The organism is Terrabacter sp. 01T434, from assembly GCF_056398545.1.
This window is the reverse complement of the sequence record NZ_JBFTPP010000001.1, coordinates 580763-599183: the sequence shown is the minus strand read 5'-3', so window position 1 is coordinate 599183 and position 18421 is coordinate 580763. Positions and strand designations below refer to the sequence as shown.

Sequence of the window (18421 nt, the reverse complement as noted above, 5' to 3'; positions counted from 1 at the left end):
CGTGCGCCAGAACCGGCCCGCCGGACACGGGGCCGGCTCCCGGTGGAGAACTCCGAGGTGACGGAGGGCACAGTCCCTAGAGTGGTGCCATGACCGAGGGGAGCCCGGCGGGCGCTGCGGACCCAGCGACCCTCCGGGCGCTGGTGACCGCCCGCTCCACGACGCGGACGATGTCCGACGACCTCCTGACGCACCTGCCCGACCTCGGCGACCTGCCCACGCAGCGTGCCCTCGACGCGTGGGTCGAGCAGGCGGCCGACACCCTGCGGGCCCTGTCGGAGGCGCTCGAGGAACGTCTCCTCGAGCTCGGATCGATGCGCAGCCACTCCGCGGACGACGACGGGTTCGTCTCGGGCACACGGGGATCGGCCACCCGGGCGGGTGGTCCGCGGTGAGCCTCTCGGCCGGGGACGCCGGGTCGACCTCGGCTCTCGGTGGCGCCCTGCGCACGCAAGCGGCCCGGCTGGCCGACCTCGTCGTCGACCTCGACGCGGCCGCGAGGCGCGTGGGACGCACCGGCTCGCCAGACCCCACCGGACGCGAGCGCGACCTCGTGACACGTGCCGCCACCGAGCTCGACCTCGTCGGAGCCCTGCTCCAGTCGTGGACCACCACCGCCGTGGAGTCGACAGCCCGTGTCCGCGCCCTCGAGCCGGCGCTCACGCGCTGCGACCTCGTCATCGACGGACAGCTCGTCGTCGAGCGCTCGGGCCCGAGCCGGGTCGAGCCCGCCGAGAGGCTGGCCGAACGCGAGCGCCTCCAGGAGCTGCTCAACCGCGTGACCGCCGGGCGCTCGCGCGAGCTCGCCCGGCTGCGCCGCGAGCTGGAGACGTCCGGAACGAGGCTGGCAGCCCTGTCTGACCGAGCCCGCTCCGGCCCCTGAGCGGACGCCGACCCGGCCGGCGGACACCTCCTGATCGTGCAGGTCGCGGTGCAATAGCGTGTCGGCCATGAAGATCTCCGAGACGATCACGTATGCCGCCCCGCCCGAGACCGTCTACGCCATGGTCACCGACCGTTCCTTCCAGGAGCGCAAGTGCGTCGAGGCCGGCGCGCAGCGCCACGAGGCCTCGGTCAGCCCCGCCGGCGACGGCGCCCGCGTCGTCACGAAGCGCGACCTGCCTGCCGACGACTTGCCGGACTTCGCGAAGTCCATCGTGGGCCCCAACCTGTCGGTGACGGAGACCTACGACTGGGGCGCAGCCACTGCCGACGGGTCGCGCTCGGGCAGCCTCACGGTCGAGGTGGCCGGCGCCCCGGTCGCCATGCGCGGGGCGGTCCGACTCGCGGCAGCGGGCAGCGGCACGCAGATCACCATCGACGGCGACCTCAAGGCCTCGATCCCGCTCTTCGGCGGCAAGGTCGAGAAGGCTGCGGCCCCGGCCGTCGTCGACGCGATCCGCAGCGAGCAGCGCACCGGTAACGCCTGGCTGTCCGAGCGGGCCTGACCCACGCGGCTGACCCACCGGGCCGCGCCCCTCGCGGCGCACGCCGACACGACGCTGGGCCCGCCTCCTGACGGAGACGGGCCCAGCGGCATACGCCCTCGGGGACTCAGCCCATGTGCGGGTAGGCGTGGTTGGTCGGCGGGACGAACGTCTCCTTGATGGAGCGGACACTCGTCCAGCGGAGCAGGTTCTGCGCGGCGCCGGCCTTGTCGTTGGTGCCGGAGGCACGGCCCCCACCGAAGGGCTGCTGGCCGACGACCGCACCGGTCGGCTTGTCGTTGATGTAGAAGTTGCCGGCGGCGAAGCGCAGGCGCTTCGTCGCGTCGGCGATGACCCGACGGTCCTGGGCGACGATGGAGCCGGTCAGACCGTAGGGCGCGAAGCGCTCCATCTGGTCGAGCACCGTGTCGTACTGCGCGTCGGGGAAGACGTGCACCGACAGGATCGGCCCGAAGTACTCGGTGCGGAACGACTCGTCCGCCGCGTCCTTGATCTCGAGGACGGTGGGGCGCACGAAGTAGCCGACGGAGTCGTCGTAGGTGCCGCCCGCGACGACGTCGATGCCACGGCTCGCATGCGCCCGGTCGATCGCGTCCTTGTGCTTGGCGAAGGCGCGGTCGTCGATGACCGCGCCCATGAAGTTCGACAGGTCGGTCACGTCCCCTTGCGTCAGGGAGTTGGTGATGTCGACGAGGTCGCCCTTGATCTGCTTCCAGACCGAGGCGGGCACGTAGGCACGCGAGGCGGCCGAGCACTTCTGGCCCTGGAACTCGAAGGCGCCGCGGATCATCGCGGTGCGCAGGACGGCCGGGTCGGCGCTCGGGTGGGCGAGGATGAAGTCCTTGCCGCCGGTCTCGCCGACGAGACGCGGGTAGGTGCGGTAGCGCTCGAGGTTCGTGCCCACCTCGTGCCACAGGTGCTTGAACGTCGGCGTCGAGCCGGTGAAGTGGATGCCGGCGAGGTCCTCGTCGGCGAGGGCGGCCTTGCTGACGTTGATGCCGTCGCCGGTCACCATGTTGATGACGCCGGGCGGCATGCCGGCCTCCTCGAGCAGCTCCATCGTCAGCTGGGCCGCGAGCTGCTGCGTCGGGCTCGGCTTCCACACGACGGTGTTGCCCATGAGGGCCGGGGCGGTCGGCAGGTTGCCGGCGATGGCGGTGAAGTTGAACGGCGTGATCGCGTAGACGAAGCCCTCGAGCGAGCGGTAGTCCGAGCGGTTCCAGATGCCCTTGGCGTTGAGCGGGGGCTGCTGCTCGAGGATCTGCCGGGCGAAGTGGACGTTGATCCGCCAGAAGTCGATGAGCTCGCACGCGGCGTCGATCTCGGCCTGGTAGGCCGTCTTGCTCTGGCCGAGCATCGTCGCTGCGTTGAGGCGGGCGCGCCACGGTCCCGAGAGCAGCTCGGCAGCCTTGAGCAGGATGGCGGCGCGGTCGTCGAAGGACAGCTCGCGCCACATCGGGGCGGCGGCCTTGGCCGCCTCGACGGCGGCGCGACCCTCCTTGACGGTGGCGTTGCGCATCGTGCCCAGCACCTTGCGGTGGGCGTGCGGCTGGCGGACCGCGATCCGGCGGCCGGTGCCGATGACACGCTCACCGTTGATCGTGTGCGGTAGCTCGGTCTGGGCCCCGCCCAGCTCGGCGAGGGCGACCTCGAGCGCGGCTCGCTCGGGCGAGCCCGGCGCGTAGTCGAGCACCGGCTCGTTGGCCGGGGCGGGCACGTGGGTCACGGCGTCCATCAAGTTCTCCTGCGGTTGGCACGGTGGTCGCCCGATGGGGGCGGGTGGGGTGGCTCCGCCTSGTGGGCGGAGCCACCCCATCGTTCCATGCCGACCGCAGTGCCCGTCAGTCCCGCTGACGCCGTCAGTGCAGGACCGGGATGCCCCAGGGGTAGCGGAAGGACTCACCGCGGTTGGCGGCCAGGGCGGCCCGGATGTGGAACCACAGCCCTGCCACGACGGCGACGATCCACACGATGATGGCGACCGGGATGAGGATCACGGTGAAGAACATGACCCAGCCGACGATGATGGCGGCCCAGACGGCCAGGTTGAAGTTGAAGGACCCTGCGGCGGCCTGGCGCACGAACGCGCTGCGGTCCTTGTAGATCGCCCAGATGAGCAGCGGGCCCACGAAGCTGAGCCAGCCCACGGAGATGACGGCGGCGACGATGGCGGCGAGGTGGCCGAGGATGGCCCACGTGCGTTCCTCGCTCGACGGTGTGAGGGACTGGCCGTACGGGTTCGGGATCGGTTGTGTCATGACGCCATCGTCGCGCGTCCGGGGTCTCCTGCGCTGCCGGGGAGCACCCTGATCCGACCCTGACCGGTCCCTGACCCCAGACGACCGGAGCCGAGGCGGGGCCAGGGGCGTGCCACGCCACGGGGCGGGGGGTCGTATGCCGCCTCGTGGGCCGTTCGTCAGGCGCGGGCGCCCACGGCGTCGTCGACCTGGAGCGAGCAGACGGGGCTGTCCGCGTCGGCGATGCCGAGCGCCGACAGGAGCGTGAGCGTCAGCTCGTGGTGACCACGCGCGCCGGGGTGGAACGTGTCGTCGAGCCACCCGCCGGGGGCGACGTCGTCACCGGACTCGGTCGCAGCGGCGTCCCACGCGGCGGCGTGGTCGACGACGAGGACACCGAGATCGCGGCCGACCTCGCGCACCGCCTCGGCGTAGAGGGCGACGAGGCCGGGCCCGCGACCACCGTCCTCGAGCACCGCCGGGGGCGTCTGGAGCACGACCGTGGCGCCGACGTCGCGCGAGCGCTGGACGATCTGGTCGAGGCGGTAACGGAAGCCCCGGACCCCGTCCTCACCGGCCAGCATGTCGTTGGTGCCGAACATCACGAAGACGACATCGGGCGCGAACCGTCCTGCGCGCCAATGGAACTCCGGCAGGAGGTCCTCGGTCGTCGCGCCGGACACGCCGGAGTTGACGACGGTGTCACCGCGTCGTCCGAGCTCACCGCGGACGCGCTCGGCGAAGTGCTCGACGTAGCCGCGGTGTCCGTGCGTGTGGGTGACCCCCTGCGTGATGCTGTCGCCGAGGAACACCCAGGTGACAGGCGGCCCCGAGAGGATCTCCCGGAGGCGGTCGGCATCGCGGGCGGCGTACTCGTCAGCGGTGAAGTCCATCCGCGCAACGTAACAAGGGATCGCCCGGCTGCGAGTCCCCTGGACCAGCACGTGGGACGGTCAGGCCGCCCCGGCGCGGTACCCGGCACCGCCGACGGCCTCGTCGGACCCTGCCTCTGACGTCAAGGGCTGCGGTCGATCCTCGCCATGGAGGCTCGGCTCCACGGGCAGTCGGTCGACGAACCGTGCCACCGCTCCCCCGACCGCGGCGTCGGCGAGCACCCGCCGATGACCCAGCCCGGTCGTCGACACCAGCTGGGCCCCCGGCCAGGACCTCCGCAGACGCCGGGACGGTCCGTGCGGCACCTCGCGGTCGAGCAGGTCGTGGACGATGAGCAGCTCCGGCCGCTCGTGCTCCGCGAGGGTGGACGCGATCGTCACGAGGTCGAGCTCGTCGGGGACGTAGCCGGTGCGGACACGGACGCGCTCGACCAGTCGTCGCATGGTCCGCTCCCCCAGGCCCAGCTCGCTCCTCAGCCTGGCAAGCAGGTCGGGTATGCCGCTCGGCGGGGCGACGAGCACGAGACGCTCGGCCGCGAGCCAGCCGTCGCGGATCGCCAGGAGCGCGCTCAGGGCGCCCATCGAGTGCGCGACGACGGCTCTCGCCGGGCCGAAGCGCGTCGCGACGGCGTCGAGCGACCGGCCGAGCTCGACAGCGTCACTCGAAGCCGGACCGTGGACGCCCGGGTCCGAGCGGCCGTGGCTGAGACCGTCGAAGGCGATCACCTGCATCCCGCGGTCGAGCAGTGGCCCGACGAGCGGCGTCAGCTGCTCGAGCGTCCCGCCCCAGCCGTGCACGAGGTAGACCACCGGTCCCTCGCCCCATGCCCATCCTCGGACAGCGCGGCCGCGGAGCCGAACGTCGAACGGCGATCCGAGCAACTCCCGGACAGCCACGCCAGCGCCGGGCACGAGGGCCCGGGTGCGCGCCGCGGGCAGACGGAACCAGCGATCCTCGGCCACACGCGCGACGACGCCGGGCGAGACGGGGTCCAGGGCTTGGAACGCCTTGCGGCTAAGAGTCCGAACGATCGTGCTTTTCTGTGATGAGAACCGTGCCATGACAACTCCTGCATCGGCGGTGGGCGGGTGGGGACTGGCTGGGTGAGCTTGGTGCACAGAGTGGGTGGCGACGGTCGATCCGCGCTCGAGGCCGTGGGTCAGGCCGACAGCGCGGCGGGGTGACAGTCGTCGACGAGCCGGTCGAACGCCCGGCGTGCACGCTCCTCGGCCGTGCCGTCGCGCATCAGCCGACGGGCGTGGTGGTGGGCGAGCACGATGCCCTCGAGCTCGTAGGCGAACTGCTCGGGGTCCACGTCGTCGCGGAAGTGACCTTCGCTCACAGCGGTGCCGACGATGAGGGTCAGGGACTCGAGCTTGTCGCGCTCGGCGCGGACGAGCGCGTCACGGACGGGGCCCTCCTGGTCGTCGAACTCACTTGCCGCGTCGACGAAGATGCACCCCCCGCCGAACGCGGTGGACTGCCATGTGATCCAGCGGTCGAAGAACGCACGGACCCGGGGCTCCCCCCGGGGCGCCGCCACCGTCGGCCGCAGGACGACGTCGGTGAACTTGTCACGGGCGTGCTGGAGCACCTGCACCTGCAACGCCTCCTTCGAGGCGAAGTGGGCGTAGAGGCCGCTCTTGCTCAGCTTCGTCGCCGCGGCCAGGGTGCCGATCGTCAGACCACCGAGCCCGACGAGCGAGGCGAGCTCGGTCGCCTCGTCGAGGATCGCGACCTTCGTGCTCTCGCCCTTGCCCATGTCGACCATAAAAGCACGATCGTTCGGTCGTGACAAGAGTCGGACAAGGCAGGCGCCCGTCAGGCCCCGTCCGCGTGCCACGACCGCAGCGTCTTCGACCACACGGCGACGCTGTCGGGCACCAGGGTCTCGGCCTCCTCGTCGAGGCGCCGCACGAGCTCTTCGAGCGTGACCCACTCGCCCCACGACACCTCCTCGGGCTGCCACCGGATCGGCCCCTCCCACGTGACGACGAAGCGCACCGCTCGGTAGCTCGTGTGCTCGTCGGCGTAGTCCGCCACACCGAGCGGCTCGAGCGGGACCCCGACGACGCCGAGCTCCTCCTCGACCTCGCGCACCGCGCCGGCGGCGGGGTCCTCCCCCGCCAGGACGACGCCGCCGGCCGCGAAGTCGAGCAGACCCGGATAGACGTCCTTGGTCTCCGTTCGGCGGTGCAGGTAGATCCGGCCGAACGGGTCCCGCACGACGATCGACGACGCCGCGTGGCGCAGGTTGCGGGCCCGCATGACCGACCGCGGTGCCGACCCCACCACCTCGCCGGCCTCGTCGTAGAGGGCGACCACCTCGTCCGCGGCCATGTCGGGCCCGCTCTCAGCCGAAGAAGGATCGCACGTCGTCGAGCTCGGTCACGTCGTACCAGAGCAGCTCGTCGGCCTCCTCGTCGACGCCGCCGGTCACCTCGTCGTCGACGTGGAAGGAAGCCACCCGTGAGAGCGGCACCGGTGCGGTGAGCACGACCTTCGACACGGGCACGCCGTCGCTCGGCGACACCCACGAGGGATCGGCGTCCGCGGCCGCGACGACCCGGCGGTCGGAGCGCGCCGACCGCAGGCGGACCGCAGCCTCGACGGCATCGCTGAAGGCGGCGTACTCGAGGTCCTCGACGTCGAGGCCCGGCGCGGCCTTCTCGAGCCCCGACGTCACGGCATACGCGGTGCGTGGGGTGCCGGGACCGGCAGCGAGCGACCCCGTGGTGGCGAGCTCGTCCAGGCCCGTGCGACCCAGCGGCACGTAGACGCGCACGACCGGCATCAGGATTCCCTCCCGCTGGCCAGCTCGGCGAGCGACTCGACGATGCACTGGCCGAGGACGTCGACGTCGGGCATCGCGTCGCGGTCGGCGTTGAGGCCGAAGTAGACGCCCCCGTTGTAGGACGTGATGCCGATGGAGAGTGCCTGCCCCTTGGCCAGCGGCGTGACGGGATAGGTCGAGATCATCTCGGCGTCGCCGGCGTAGAGCGGGGTCTGCGGGCCGGGCACGTTGGTGATCATGACGTTGTAGAGCCGGCGCGACATCGCCGAGCCGAGCCGGGCGCCGAGGGCGTGCAGGGTCGGCGGCGCGAACCCGGCGAGGTTGGCCAGCGACGTGGCACCGACGGCCTGGCCGCCCTCCATCTGCTGTCGCATGGCAAAGGCGATCTGGTGCAGCCGCATCGAGGCCCCCGGCTCACCGACGGGGAGGTTGACGACGCACGCCATCACCTGGTTGGCGTACATCCCCGCGGGGTCGTCGCCGTAGATGCTCACGGGCACCATGGCGCGCACCGAGGTGTGCGGGCTCACGGGCTCGCCACGGCCGAGCAGCCACGTGCGGAAGCCGCCGGCGATCGTCGCGAGGACGACGTCGTTGATCGTCACGTCCTCGGCGTACGCCCCGCGGGCCAGGCGCTTGCGGACGAGGCGGTAGTCGTCGAGGTCGGTCGCGATCATGACCCACCGGCGGGCCGAGCCGATCTCGGCGTTGAGGGGCGAGTCGGGAGCCGGGCGGGCGGCCGTGCGCGCCACCGTGGAGAGCACCTGACCGGCGGACTCCGCGGCACGCAACCCGACGTTGAGGGCGTCGTTGAGTCCTCCACGGACCAGGTCGAGGACCTGGGTCGGACGCCGCACCGCGTCGACGACGGCGCCCGTGAGCAGCTCGACGGGTGACGGCGCCCGGCTCGGCTCCCACGGCGCCACGACGTCGTCGAGGTCCTCACCCTTGACGGCGTCGACGATGACGTGGGCGATGTCCAGGGCGTTGACGCCGTCGATGAGGGCGTGGTGCGTCTTGGTGACGATCGCGAACCGGCCGTCGTGCAGGCCCTCGACGAGGTAGACCTCCCACAGCGGACGGGTGCGGTCGAGCTTGCGCGGCTGGACCCGGGCGACGAAGTCCTGCAGCTGCCGGTCGCTGCCCGGACGCGGCAGGCCCGCCCGGCGCACGTGGTAGCCCAGGTCGAATGCCTCGTCGTCGACCCACACCGGGTTGGCGATGCGGCCCGGGACGTCGAGGACCTTCTGCCGGAAGCGCGGGATCGCCCCGATGCGGCTCTCGATGATCCGGACGAGCTGGTCGTAGTCGAAGCCTTCGCGCGGCGGCTGGAACACCATGACCGACCCGACGTGCATCGCCGTGGTCGACTCCTCGAGGTAGAGGAACGACGCGTCGAGCGAGGTCAGGCGGTCAGACATGGTCACACTCTGCCAGACCGCCCTGCCTAGGATCGGGGCCATGCGTGCGTTTCGTGCCGTTCCGTATGCCGCGTGCGCCCTCGCCCTCGCCGGCGCGGGCGCCTGCTCCTCCGCCGCCCCGCAAGCAGGGCCCGGTGGCGCCTCCGGCGTCACCTCGACCGGCAGCGTCAAGCGCCTCGCGGTGACGATCACGGGGACGACCGTGACACCTGCCCCGGCGCAGGTCGACCTCCCGCTCGGCTCGACGCTCGAGCTCGTCGTGACGAGCGACCACGGCGACGAGCTGCACGCCCACGGTTTCGACGTCGAGGAGTCCCTCAAGGCCGGCGTGCCGACGACGTTGAGGCTGACCGGCAAGGAGGCCGGCTCCTACGAGATCGAGACGCACGACCCGGCCCTGACGCTGCTCACGGTCGCCGTCCGCTGACCGTGGCCCTCCTCGCTCCTGCGGTCGCCCCGGCCCACGGCGTCGGCAGCCGCAGCGACCTGCCGCTGCCGTTCACGGCCCTCGTCATCGCGGCCGTCGCGGCCCTGGTCATCTCGTTCGTCGCCATCGGCACGCTGTGGCGCGAGCCGCGTCTGCGCGACACCGACGGCTGGCTGCTGCCGGACCCGATCGCCGCCGTGCTCGACTCACACTGGCTCCGCGTCGTGGCCCGCACGCTCGCGGCCGTCCTCACCGTGTGGACGCTCGCCGCGCTCGTCCTCGGCCCCGACTCGGCGCGCAACCCGGTGCCGCACGTCGTCTACGTGTGGCTCTGGGTCGGTCTCGCCTTCTCCTCGATGCTCCTCGGGCCCGTGTGGCGCGTCATCAACCCGCTTCGGGCGCTGCACGCCGGCCTGCTCCGGCTCGCCCGCGTCCCACCGGACATCGCGGCGCTGCGCTACCGCTGGGGCCTGTGGCCGGCCGCGGTCGGGCTCGGCACCTTCACGTGGGTCGAGCTCGTCGCCGAGGAGAACACGTCCCTGGGCTTCCTCCAGTTCCTCGTGGCCGGCTTCTTCGCCGTGTCGCTGCTCGGTGCCGCCGTCTTCGGCCGCACGTGGTTCGACCAGGCCGACCCCTTCGAGGTGTGGTCCCGCCTGCTCGGCCTGCTCTCGCCCCTCGGGCGGCGTCGCGACGGCCGGTGGGTGCTTCGCACTCCGCTGCACGGCGTCAACGGCCTGCGAGGCCAGCGTGGGCTCGTGCCCACGGTTGCCGTCATGCTCGGCGGCACGGCATACGACGGCTTCTCGGCGAACCTGTCATGGGCGACCTTCGTGCAGACCTCGCCCATCCCCTCGTCGCTGCTCAAGACGGCGACGCTGCTCGCCTTCTTCGGGCTGGTGGCCGGGACGCTGTGGATGGCCTCGGCGGTGTCCGTCCGACTCTCCGGCGAGCCCTTCTCCCACTCCTTCTCCTTCGTCAGCGACATCGCGCCGTCGCTGATCCCGATCGCCGGGGGTTACCTCGTCGCGCACTACTGGTCGCTGTGGGTCTACCAGGGCCAGTACGCGTGGCGCCTGTTGACCGACCCGCTCGGAACCGGCGCGGACCTGCTCGGCACCGCCGACCTCGCCCCGAGCGACCTGCTCATCCAGCCGACACTCGTCGCGACGATCCAGGCGGTGAGCATCGTCCTCGGTCACCTCCTGGGCGTCCTCGCCGCCCACGAGCGCGCGATCACGGTGCTCGACCGCCGCGCCGCCGTGGTCGGTCAGGTGCCGGTCATGGCCGTCATGATCGTCTACACCCTGGGCGGCCTGACGATCCTCTTCTCCCCCTGACCCCGACGTCGCGCTCAGGCTCCGACGTCGCTCTCAGGCCCCGGCGACGGCCGAGGACCCGCGACGCGAGAGTCTGCGGCCCCGCCGTTCGCGGCGGTCACGGCCCTGCCCGGCAGGGACGGTCCACGGGAGCAGCGCGGTGGCGAGGCCGGCGACGGCATCGATGACCGGGGAGTCAGGTGCGTGCTCGACGAGCGAGCGCCCGGCGAGGAGGGCCCCGTCGAGCGCTCCGGGATCGTCGGGCACGAAGCGCACCGAGGTCAGTCCGGCGAAGCGCAGGAGCGAGTCGGCGATGCGCGACTCCGGCCTGGACCCGACGGCGACGCTGCGGACCCGGTTGACGACCGGCGCCGGCTCTCCTGACGGGACGGTGCCGAGCTCCTGCAGGCCCCGGACGAATCGTTGGAGCGCCACCGGGTCGGCTCCACTGACGGCCACGACGTGGTCGGACGCCGCGAGGGAGGTCAGCGTCGCCTCGTTGCGGCGCGGAGCGACGGTGTCATAGCTCAGCTCCTCGTCGTCCTCGAGGCAGAAGCCGCAGTCGATCACGACGACCTGCACCAGCGACCGGCTCAGCTCGAGCACCCGCTCGAGGGCGGCCGCGCGGACCTCGGGCCAGCGCTCGGCCTTGGGCAGGCCGGTCAGCACCCGCAGGCCGGGGACGACCGTGGGCGCGATGCGCGAGAGGGCGGGCAGGTCGAGCAGACCCTGGTCGGCCGCGCGGCAGGCGGCGGCGATCCCGGGCGCCTCGTCGAGCAGCCCCAGGGTCTGCGCCACACAGCCGCCGTAGGTGTCCGCATCGATGAGCAGCACCTCGATGCCACGGCGCGCGACCTCCGCGGCCAGCGTCGTCGCGATCGTCGTGCGCCCGGGGGCGCCGGTGGGTCCCCACACGGCGACGACGGGCGCCCGGGCCGGGCCGCGACGTGAGCCCGCCGCAGGGCTCTCGCCGCCGACACCCTCTACGGGCCGGGCAGCATCGGCAGCCCCGTCGCCATCGCCGGGCGAGGGTCGGTCACCCGCACCGGCGGGGAGCCATCCCGGGCCGGGATCGGCAGCCTCGCGGCCGTCCCCAAGGGCCCGCAGGTCCCCCCGTGACCCGATTGCCCCCTTGGCGCCCGGCTCGGACGGCTCCGACGGTCCGGACGCCTGGAGCGCAGCCCCGAGCTCGTCGACGGCGCTGGGACCCTCCTCGAGAGACGTCGTCCACCGGCCGGCATCCGCGTCGACCGGCAGGGTGGTCGTCACGGTGAGCTGGCGCAACCTCCGCTCGGCGCCCTCGTCGTCGGCGGGGTGGACGCCGATGACGCGGATCCGGTTGGCCCGCAAGCGGTTCACGACAGCCAGGTCGAGCCCGCGCAGGTCGGAGGAGACGACGGCGGTGTCGCCCAGACCCGCCTCGGCCACCGACAACAGCTCGGAGACGTCGGCGCAGCGCCGGCTCACCGTCACCCCGCGCACACCCTCGAGGGTCGTGGCCACCGCCGACTCCCACTGGTGGCTGAGGGCGGTCAGGACCTCGGTCATGCTCCGCCGCCGACAGCCGCCCCCACCGCCGGCACCAGGGTGAGCTTCGCGTCGGCGTCCACCGCCTCGACGAGCGGCTGCACCTTGTCGGAGGGGACGTAGATCTGCACCGAGGTCATCGAGCCCGAGCCGAAGCCACCGGTGCTCGTCAGCACCGCCGCCACAGCAGCGGACTCGAGGACCTTCTTCGTGCGCGTCGTCGTGGCAGCGTCGCTCTGGGTCGACGTCTTCGGCGTGACGAAGACGTCGACGCGGCTGCCACGGGCCAGTCCCGTCGTCGACATGGCGTCGGCCCGCACGGTCACCCGCTGCACGTCGACGCTGTCGGCGCCACCGACGGCCGAGGCGGGCACCAGCTCGCCAGCACGCACGTCGCGGAGCATGAACGAGCCCGTCGGGGGCGGCGCGTCGGCGGCGAGGTAGCCGTTCATGCCGTCGGCGAGGCGCACGTCGGCACGGGCGAAGGACGCCTCCTCGACCTTGTCACCCGCAACGAGGTTGCTCGCGGCCACCCACACCGGCACCCGGTCGTCGGCGCTGGCGACGGCCTTGGCTCCGAGGGTCGCGGCGACGACGACGAGGAGCAGCCCCACGACGAGGCGGCTGTCCCGCCAGGACGGTCGCTGCAAGCGTTTGGCGCTGGGACTGGCCAGCTCGGTCATGGGACCCCCTGTGGTCCGTAGGCGGATGTGCGCCTCGATGCAGACACCGGGCGACGCGGCAACATCTTGCAGCACGTGGGGGCGAAACGCTCGTCGAGCGTGCACAGGTGGGGACAACGGGCGAGCCAGTTGCGGCGGGTCTCTAGGATGATGACGTCCGTCGACGAGGCGGTGACAGAGAAGGAGTCAAGGTGGCCCAGCGGTTCCTGCAGCTCGCCGAGGTGTCGGAGATCCTCAACATCTCCTCGGCGCAGGCCTACGCGCTGGTGCGTTCCGGGGAGCTGCCGGCCATCAAGATCGGCGGACGGGGCCAGTGGCGCGTCGAGGCCACCGAGCTCGAGAGCTACATCCAGCGGATGTATGCCGAGACGAAGTCCTTCGTACAGGCCCACCCCTTCGGCGGCACCGGCGAGGAGTGAGGTCGGGCCGGGTGCCCGGGCTGAACGGTCGTGCACCTAGAGACGGCGGACCGACCCGAGTGACCAGAACGGCACCAGGAGCCGGCCGGTGACGTTCGCCGTGCGCCGGACCTCGTCGGAGGCGTGCTCGGCGAGCTCGAGGTGGTCGGCGCCGACGACGTCGATGGTTCCGGTCACCCCCTGACCGTCGACGTCGGCCACCTCCACCACCGCCCGGTCCCTGCTGACGGCGCGCAGGGCCGCCCCCAGGCCGAACCGTCGGGCCACGACCGACGGAGTGCGCGCTCCCGGACCGACCCCGGACACGGCCCGGACCGCGGCGAGCGCCACCAGGACGGGGCGGCCCGGTGCGGTCTCGACGAGCGCCCAGTCGGGGCCCACGTCCACGAGGCAGCCGGCGACCACGCGTGCCGGCAGGCGCAGACCGACGTGTGCTGACCCGACGTTGGCGAGCAGGCGGGTGTGCACGTCGAGCAGCGCTCGCTCCCGCCGGGTGCGGTCGGCGACCTCTGCCTCGAGCTCACGGACGTCGTCGAGAGCCAGCTGCGCCTCGAGATCGTCGAAGAGTCGGTCCCACCGCATGCGCTCCACCCTCCCTCGCCGAAGCATCGGGCGCCACCCGATGTCCCTTCACCAAAACCATACTTGACCAAACGCAAGCAAACGACATTCAATGAAGGCATGTACAGGGGATCAGCATCAACCATCCGCGCCGGGTCGCGGCCAGCACGAGCCCGGCACGAACACCGCCGGCGCCGGCCGGGCGCGGGGGCCGGTCCGGGGACGACCTTCCGGGAGCTCGTGGGCGGCCTGGTCGGCGTCGGCGTCGCCGTCGCGGCCATGGCCCTGCTGATGACCGTCGTCCGACAGGGCGCGCCCCTCCCGGCGGCCGCCCGTCCTGACGACGTCCTGCTCCTGCTCCTCGGGTGGGTCGGTGTGCTGCTGGCAGCCTGGCTCGCGCTCGGCTCCCTGCTTGCGGTGGCCGCGCTGCTGCCCGGAGCCGCCGGGCGCGCGGCTGCGAGTGTCGGGGACCGCATCACGCCGCTGGCGGTGCGCAAGATCCTGGCCCTGACGCTGGGGGCCTCGGTCGGCTCACTGGCCCTGCCGCCGACTCCCGTGTCGGTCGCCGGATCCGGTCCGGTCGCCCGAACCACGGACCCCGGGGTCCCGGCGGGCGGCAGCGCGAGGCCGAACGACCTGGCGCCGGGGTTCGCACCGACCGAACCGACGCCCGGCTTCGCCCCGACGGTCGACCGAGGGCAGGGTGCCACCCCCGCGCCCTTCGTCGAGCCCGCAGTCCCCTCGACGCCTGCCGGCCCGGGCTACGTCCCGACGGCTCCTCCACCGGTCCACGACACCGACCTCCCCCGACTGCTGGCGCCGGCACCCAGACCGACGTCGGCGACCCACGACCTCGTAGCTGTTCGCCGCGGCGACTCCTTGTGGTCCATCGCGGCTCGACACCTGGGACCGGGCGCCACCGACACCGAGGTCGCCTGGGAGTGGCCACGGTGGTATGCCGCGAACCGTGCCGTCGTGGGCGACGACCCCGACCGGCTCACGCCGGGACAGCTGCTGCGACCGCCGCCGGCGACCTTCCCAGCGACCGCGGCGCTCCCCTCCGCGCCTGGCCTCGGGACGCCTGCCGGCACCCTCACGAGCGCGCCCGCCCAGCAAGGAGCCCCGCGATGACGCGAGCCACCGCGGCAACAGCCGCCCTGTCGACCACCCCCGCGCCGGCCGGCTTCACCGTGCGGCGCATCCCCCAGACCGCGCCACGGGTCATCAGCGCCGACGAGGCGTGGCACGGCGAACTGCCCTACGCCCAGGACGCCCTCGCCCTCGACTTCCTCGGCGCCCGCGACGACGAGGACTTCGGTCGCCAGCCCACCCGCTCGAGCCAGCTGCCCGAACCGGCGCCGCTGGTGGCTCGCCTCGCACAGGCCATCATCGAGGTGGTCTCGGGGCAGCGACCGGCGCCGCAGCTCATCCGGCACACCGCCCCGACCATCTACTCGGTCATCGCCCGCCAGGCCATGGTCGCGGGTCGCCGCCGGACCCCCGGACCACGACGACCTGCGATCGTGCGCCGAGTTCGGGTGTGCGAGCCCGCCGACGGGATCGTCGAGGCCTGCGCGGTCGTCGTCTCGCACGGCCGCGTCCGGGCCCTGGCACTCCGGCTCGAAGGCCTCGACGGCCGCTGGCTCGTCACCGCCCTCACGATCGGCTGACCGTGGCGCCGAGGCCGGGGCGCGCCATCCCGTGGTGTCGGCGGCCCACCCGGCATACGCTCCCTGTCGGACACGAACGGCGGCCCGGGCACCCTGTAGGTGCCCGGGCCGTCTGCCCCGCGCTGTGCGGGAAGAACGTGGATCAGCGGCGCTTGCGCTTGACCTTCTTGCCGCGGCGGTCGGCCTTGCGCTCCACCGTCTGCTGGTCGCCGGACTCCACCGCCCGGCCGTCCTCGCCGGGGGCGGTGTACCGCAACCCACCGGAGCGCTGGCCGTCAGTGTCGAGGTCCACGCCGGACACGCGGACGCCAGACCCGAACGGTCGACGCCCGGCCGCCACGGCCTCGTCCTCCTCGCCGCCCGCCGCTGCGCCCGTCGTGTCGTCGGCCACGTGGGCGTGGTCGGCGAGGCCACCCACGAGGTCACCGACCGACATCGGCGCGGCGCCGACGGGAGCCGCCGCCGGCTCCGGGACCTGCACCTCGACCGAGAAGAGGTGGCTGACCGACTCCTCCTTGATCGCCTCCATCATCGCCTCGAAGAGCTGGAAGCCCTCACGCTGGTACTCGATGAGGGGGTCACGCTGGGCCATGGCGCGCAGGCCGATGCCCTCCTGGAGGTAGTCCATCTCGTAGAGGTGCTCGCGCCACTTGCGGTCGAGGACCGACAGGACGACACGACGCTCGACCTCGCGCATCGTGCCCGAGCCGAGGGCCTCCTCGCGCTGGTCGTATGCACGGTGGGCGTCGGACATCAGCTGCTCGCGCAGGAGCTCGGCCGTGATGGCCTGCCGCCCGCCAGCCATGTCCTCGACCTCCTCGACGGTGAGCGAGACGGGGTAGACCTGGCGCATCGCGTCCCAGAGCTTCTCGAGGTCCCAGTCGGCGGCGAAGCCGTCGGCGGTCGCGGCGTCGACGTAGGAGCCGACGACGTCGTTGACGAACATGCGCAGCTGCTCGTGCAGGTCCTCGCCCATGAGCACGGCACGGCGCTCGTCGTAGATGACCTGGCGCTGGCGGTTCATGACGTCGTCGTACTTGAGGACGTTCTTGCGGATCTCGTAGTTCTGCGCCTCGACCGAGCCCTGGGCCTTCTGGATCGAGTTCGTCACCATCTTGCTCTCGATCGGCACGTGGTCCTCCATGCCGGCGGTCTGCATGAAGCGGTCGACGAGACCGGCGTTGAACAGGCGCATCAGGTCGTCGTTGAGCGAGAGGTAGAAGCGGGACTCCCCCGGGTCACCCTGACGACCGGAGCGGCCTCGCAGCTGGTTGTCGATACGGCGCGACTCGTGCCGCTCGGTGCCCAGGACGTAGAGCCCGCCCAGCTCGGTGACCTCCTCGTGCTCGGCCGCCACGTCGCGCTCGGCCTTGGCGAGCGCCTCGTCCCACGCGGCTTCGTACTCCTCCGGCGTCTCGTGCGGGTCGAGCCCGCGACGCTTTAGCTCCGCGACGGCCCGGAACTCGGAGTTGCCGCCGAGCATGATGTCGGTGCCGCGACCGGCCATGTTGGTCGCGACGGTCACGGCGCCCTTGCGACCGGCGTCGGCGACGATGGCGGCCTCGCGCTCGTGCTGCTTGGCGTTGAGCACCTCGTGCTTGATCCCGCGCTTCTTCAGCTGCTGGGAGAGGTACTCGCTCTTCTCGACCGACACGGTGCCGACGAGGACGGGCTGGCCGACGGCGTGCTTCTCCGCGATGTCGTCGACGACGGCGTCGTACTTGGCGACCTCGGTTCGGTAGACGAGGTCGGCCTGGTCCTTGCGGATCATCGGACGGTTCGTCGGGATCGGGATGACGCCGAGCTTGTAGATGGAGTTGAGCTCCGCCGCCTCGGTCTGGGCGGTGCCCGTCATTCCGGAGAGCTTGTCGTACATGCGGAAGTAGTTCTGCAGGGTGATCGTGGCGAGCGTCTGGTTCTCGTTCTTGATCTCGACGCCCTCCTTCGCCTCGATCGCCTGGTGCATGCCCTCGTTGTAGCGACGGCCGGGCAGCATGCGACCGGTGTGCTCGTCGACGATGAGGATCTCGCCGTTCATGACGACGTAGTCCTTGTCCTTCTTGAACAGCTCCTTGGCCTTGATGGAGTTGTTGAGGTAGCCGATGAGCGGCGTGTTGACCGTGTCGTAGAGGTTGTCGATGCCGAGGAGGTCCTCGACGCGTGCGATGCCGGACTCGAGGACGCCGACGGTGCGCTTCTTCTCGTCGACCTCGTAGTCGCCGCGTCCGTCCTCGCCGCGATTGAGGCGGGCCGCGATGCGGGCGAACTCGACGTACCACTTCGTCGCGAGGTCGGCCGGGCCGGAGATGATGAGCGGCGTGCGCGCCTCGTCGATGAGGATCGAGTCGACCTCGTCGACGATGCAGAAGTTGTGGCCGCGCTGGACGAGCTCGGCGGGGTCCCACGCCATGTTGTCGCGGAGGTAGTCGAAGCCGAACTCGTTGTTCGTGCCGTACGTGATGTCCTTGGCGTACTCGGCGCGCCGCTGCTCGGGCGTCATCTGGCTGAGGATGCAGCCGGTCTCCATGCCGAGGGCTCGGTGGACGCGGCCCATGAGCTCGGACTGGTACTCGGCGAGGAAGTCGTTGACCGTGATGACGTGGACGCCCTTGCCCGACAGGGCGTTGAGGTAGCTCGGGAGCGTCGCGACGAGGGTCTTGCCCTCACCGGTCTTCATCTCGGCGACGTTGCCCTGGTGCAACGCGGCGCCGCCCATGAGCTGCACGTCGAAGTGGCGCTTGCCCAGCGTGCGCTTGCTCGCCTCACGCACGGCGGCGAAGGCTTCCGGCAGGAGCATGTCGAGCGTCTCGCCGTTGTCGAGACGCTCGCGGAAACCCTTGGTCTCGTCGCGCAGCTCCTCGTCGGACAGCTTCTCGAAGTCGGCCTCGAGGGCGTTGACCTGCTTGGCGATGCCCTGGAGCTTCTTCAGGGTCCGGCCCTCGCCGGCGCGAAGCAGCTTCTCGATGACGGCCATCTGGTGATCTCACTCCCGACTGAACGTGTGGACGCGCCCGGTGGGCGGGC

20 protein-coding genes are annotated in these 18421 nt (G+C 71.9%); 8 read left to right on the top strand and 12 right to left on the bottom strand.

Features of this window, described 5'->3' with window-relative positions:
• Nucleotides 1–89 precede the first annotated feature (89 nt).
• The 3 genes from AC1DIW_RS02880 (at nt 90) to AC1DIW_RS02870 (ending at nt 1448) form a co-directional block, all read left to right on the top strand.
• A complete protein-coding gene (locus AC1DIW_RS02880; protein WP_478106392.1) occupies nt 90–395 on the top strand; it encodes a hypothetical protein in 306 nt (101 codons plus the stop codon).
• The gene (locus AC1DIW_RS02875) at nt 392–883 is read left to right on the top strand and encodes a hypothetical protein (protein WP_478106391.1); all 492 of its coding nucleotides are present in this window, start codon (nt 392–394) and stop codon (nt 881–883) included. Before AC1DIW_RS02880 ends, AC1DIW_RS02875 begins: the two co-directional genes overlap by 4 nt.
• Before the next feature lie 67 nt (nt 884–950).
• Nucleotides 951–1448 (top strand): DUF2505 domain-containing protein, encoded by a 498-nt coding sequence (locus AC1DIW_RS02870; RefSeq protein ID WP_442280127.1) that lies wholly within the window; start codon nt 951–953, stop codon nt 1446–1448.
• Nucleotides 1449–1554: 106 nt separating this feature from the next.
• Here the strand turns inward: AC1DIW_RS02870 and pruA are convergent, their stop codons facing one another.
• The 8 genes from pruA to AC1DIW_RS02830 form a co-directional block, all read right to left on the bottom strand.
• Entirely contained in the window at nt 1555–3183 is a 1629-nt protein-coding gene (pruA, locus tag AC1DIW_RS02865) for an L-glutamate gamma-semialdehyde dehydrogenase (protein ID WP_478106390.1), read from the bottom strand.
• Nucleotides 3184–3307: 124 nt separating this feature from the next.
• Entirely contained in the window at nt 3308–3706 is a 399-nt protein-coding gene (locus AC1DIW_RS02860) for a DUF4870 domain-containing protein (RefSeq protein WP_478106389.1), read from the bottom strand.
• A gap of 158 nt (nt 3707–3864) precedes the next feature.
• Nucleotides 3865–4578: an SGNH/GDSL hydrolase family protein gene (locus tag AC1DIW_RS02855; RefSeq protein ID WP_478106388.1), complete on the bottom strand. Its 714-nt coding sequence runs from the start codon at nt 4576–4578 to the stop codon at nt 3865–3867.
• Nucleotides 4579–4638: 60 nt separating this feature from the next.
• Nucleotides 4639–5388 carry an alpha/beta hydrolase gene (locus AC1DIW_RS02850; RefSeq protein WP_478106387.1) on the bottom strand — a complete coding sequence of 250 codons (750 nt, stop codon included), beginning with the start codon at nt 5386–5388 and terminating at the stop codon, nt 4639–4641.
• 350 nt (nt 5389–5738) lie between these two features.
• Complete coding sequence (locus AC1DIW_RS02845) at nt 5739–6350, bottom strand: TetR/AcrR family transcriptional regulator (RefSeq protein WP_478106386.1); 612 nt, start codon at nt 6348–6350, stop codon at nt 5739–5741.
• Between the two features lie 50 nt (nt 6351–6400).
• Nucleotides 6401–6919, bottom strand: a complete 519-nt coding sequence (locus tag AC1DIW_RS02840) for an NUDIX hydrolase (RefSeq protein WP_478106385.1) — start codon at nt 6917–6919, stop codon at nt 6401–6403.
• A gap of 13 nt (nt 6920–6932) precedes the next feature.
• Nucleotides 6933–7373 carry a DUF6912 family protein gene (locus tag AC1DIW_RS02835; protein ID WP_478106384.1) on the bottom strand — a complete coding sequence of 147 codons (441 nt, stop codon included), beginning with the start codon at nt 7371–7373 and terminating at the stop codon, nt 6933–6935.
• Nucleotides 7373–8794, bottom strand: a complete 1422-nt coding sequence (locus tag AC1DIW_RS02830; protein ID WP_478106383.1) for a WS/DGAT/MGAT family O-acyltransferase — start codon at nt 8792–8794, stop codon at nt 7373–7375. Before AC1DIW_RS02830 ends, AC1DIW_RS02835 begins: the two co-directional genes overlap by 1 nt.
• A 40-nt stretch (nt 8795–8834) precedes the next feature.
• Here AC1DIW_RS02830 and AC1DIW_RS02825 point away from each other — a divergent pair, with 40 nt between their 5' ends.
• Complete coding sequence (locus AC1DIW_RS02825; RefSeq protein ID WP_478106382.1) at nt 8835–9221, top strand: hypothetical protein; 387 nt, start codon at nt 8835–8837, stop codon at nt 9219–9221.
• 2 nt (nt 9222–9223) lie between these two features.
• Nucleotides 9224–10558 (top strand): hypothetical protein, encoded by a 1335-nt coding sequence (locus tag AC1DIW_RS02820; protein WP_478106381.1) that lies wholly within the window; start codon nt 9224–9226, stop codon nt 10556–10558.
• A gap of 33 nt (nt 10559–10591) precedes the next feature.
• Here AC1DIW_RS02820 and AC1DIW_RS02815 read toward each other — a convergent pair whose 3' ends face one another.
• Nucleotides 10592–12085 carry a CpaE/TadZ family protein gene (locus AC1DIW_RS02815; protein ID WP_478106380.1) on the bottom strand — a complete coding sequence of 498 codons (1494 nt, stop codon included), beginning with the start codon at nt 12083–12085 and terminating at the stop codon, nt 10592–10594.
• The gene (locus AC1DIW_RS02810; RefSeq protein ID WP_478106379.1) at nt 12082–12747 is read right to left on the bottom strand and encodes a CpaB family protein; all 666 of its coding nucleotides are present in this window, start codon (nt 12745–12747) and stop codon (nt 12082–12084) included. The genes AC1DIW_RS02815 and AC1DIW_RS02810 overlap by 4 nt, the downstream gene beginning before the upstream one ends.
• Nucleotides 12748–12938: 191 nt before the next feature.
• On the opposite strand from AC1DIW_RS02810, the gene AC1DIW_RS02805 reads away from it, so the two are divergent.
• Nucleotides 12939–13166: a helix-turn-helix domain-containing protein gene (locus tag AC1DIW_RS02805; RefSeq protein WP_442280114.1), complete on the top strand. Its 228-nt coding sequence runs from the start codon at nt 12939–12941 to the stop codon at nt 13164–13166.
• A gap of 36 nt (nt 13167–13202) precedes the next feature.
• Here the strand turns inward: AC1DIW_RS02805 and AC1DIW_RS02800 are convergent, their stop codons facing one another.
• Nucleotides 13203–13748 carry a hypothetical protein gene (locus AC1DIW_RS02800; protein WP_478106378.1) on the bottom strand — a complete coding sequence of 182 codons (546 nt, stop codon included), beginning with the start codon at nt 13746–13748 and terminating at the stop codon, nt 13203–13205.
• 99 nt (nt 13749–13847) lie between these two features.
• Between AC1DIW_RS02800 and AC1DIW_RS02795 the strand changes: the two genes are divergently transcribed.
• Both AC1DIW_RS02795 and AC1DIW_RS02790 read left to right on the top strand, forming a co-directional pair.
• Nucleotides 13848–14858, top strand: a complete 1011-nt coding sequence (locus AC1DIW_RS02795; protein ID WP_478106377.1) for a LysM peptidoglycan-binding domain-containing protein — start codon at nt 13848–13850, stop codon at nt 14856–14858.
• A complete protein-coding gene (locus AC1DIW_RS02790; protein WP_442280111.1) occupies nt 14855–15397 on the top strand; it encodes an Rv3235 family protein in 543 nt (180 codons plus the stop codon). The genes AC1DIW_RS02795 and AC1DIW_RS02790 overlap by 4 nt, the downstream gene beginning before the upstream one ends.
• A gap of 142 nt (nt 15398–15539) precedes the next feature.
• Here the strand turns inward: AC1DIW_RS02790 and secA are convergent, their stop codons facing one another.
• Nucleotides 15540–18371: a preprotein translocase subunit SecA gene (gene secA / locus AC1DIW_RS02785; protein ID WP_478106376.1), complete on the bottom strand. Its 2832-nt coding sequence runs from the start codon at nt 18369–18371 to the stop codon at nt 15540–15542.
• Nucleotides 18372–18421 lie beyond the last annotated feature (50 nt).

Excerpts from the sequence above, each read along its gene's own strand:
- AC1DIW_RS02840 (WP_478106385.1), bottom strand. The coding sequence starts at position 6,919 with ATGGCCGCGGACGAGGTGGTCGCCCTCTACGACGAGGCCGGCGAGGTG.
- AC1DIW_RS02800 (WP_478106378.1), bottom strand. The coding sequence starts at position 13,748 with ATGCGGTGGGACCGACTCTTCGACGATCTCGAGGCGCAGCTGGCTCTC.
- AC1DIW_RS02870 (WP_442280127.1), top strand. The coding sequence starts at position 951 with ATGAAGATCTCCGAGACGATCACGTATGCCGCCCCGCCCGAGACCGTC.
- AC1DIW_RS02860 (WP_478106389.1), bottom strand. The coding sequence starts at position 3,706 with ATGACACAACCGATCCCGAACCCGTACGGCCAGTCCCTCACACCGTCG.
- AC1DIW_RS02880 (WP_478106392.1), top strand. The coding sequence starts at position 90 with ATGACCGAGGGGAGCCCGGCGGGCGCTGCGGACCCAGCGACCCTCCGG.
- AC1DIW_RS02855 (WP_478106388.1), bottom strand. The coding sequence starts at position 4,578 with ATGGACTTCACCGCTGACGAGTACGCCGCCCGCGATGCCGACCGCCTC.
- AC1DIW_RS02810 (WP_478106379.1), bottom strand. The coding sequence starts at position 12,747 with ATGACCGAGCTGGCCAGTCCCAGCGCCAAACGCTTGCAGCGACCGTCC.
- AC1DIW_RS02825 (WP_478106382.1), top strand. The coding sequence starts at position 8,835 with ATGCGTGCGTTTCGTGCCGTTCCGTATGCCGCGTGCGCCCTCGCCCTC.
- pruA (WP_478106390.1), bottom strand. The coding sequence starts at position 3,183 with ATGGACGCCGTGACCCACGTGCCCGCCCCGGCCAACGAGCCGGTGCTC.
- AC1DIW_RS02845 (WP_478106386.1), bottom strand. The coding sequence starts at position 6,350 with ATGGTCGACATGGGCAAGGGCGAGAGCACGAAGGTCGCGATCCTCGAC.
- AC1DIW_RS02815 (WP_478106380.1), bottom strand. The coding sequence starts at position 12,085 with ATGACCGAGGTCCTGACCGCCCTCAGCCACCAGTGGGAGTCGGCGGTG.
- secA (WP_478106376.1), bottom strand. The coding sequence starts at position 18,371 with ATGGCCGTCATCGAGAAGCTGCTTCGCGCCGGCGAGGGCCGGACCCTG.
- AC1DIW_RS02790 (WP_442280111.1), top strand. The coding sequence starts at position 14,855 with ATGACGCGAGCCACCGCGGCAACAGCCGCCCTGTCGACCACCCCCGCG.
- AC1DIW_RS02830 (WP_478106383.1), bottom strand. The coding sequence starts at position 8,794 with ATGTCTGACCGCCTGACCTCGCTCGACGCGTCGTTCCTCTACCTCGAG.
- AC1DIW_RS02835 (WP_478106384.1), bottom strand. The coding sequence starts at position 7,373 with ATGCCGGTCGTGCGCGTCTACGTGCCGCTGGGTCGCACGGGCCTGGAC.
- AC1DIW_RS02795 (WP_478106377.1), top strand. The coding sequence starts at position 13,848 with ATGTACAGGGGATCAGCATCAACCATCCGCGCCGGGTCGCGGCCAGCA.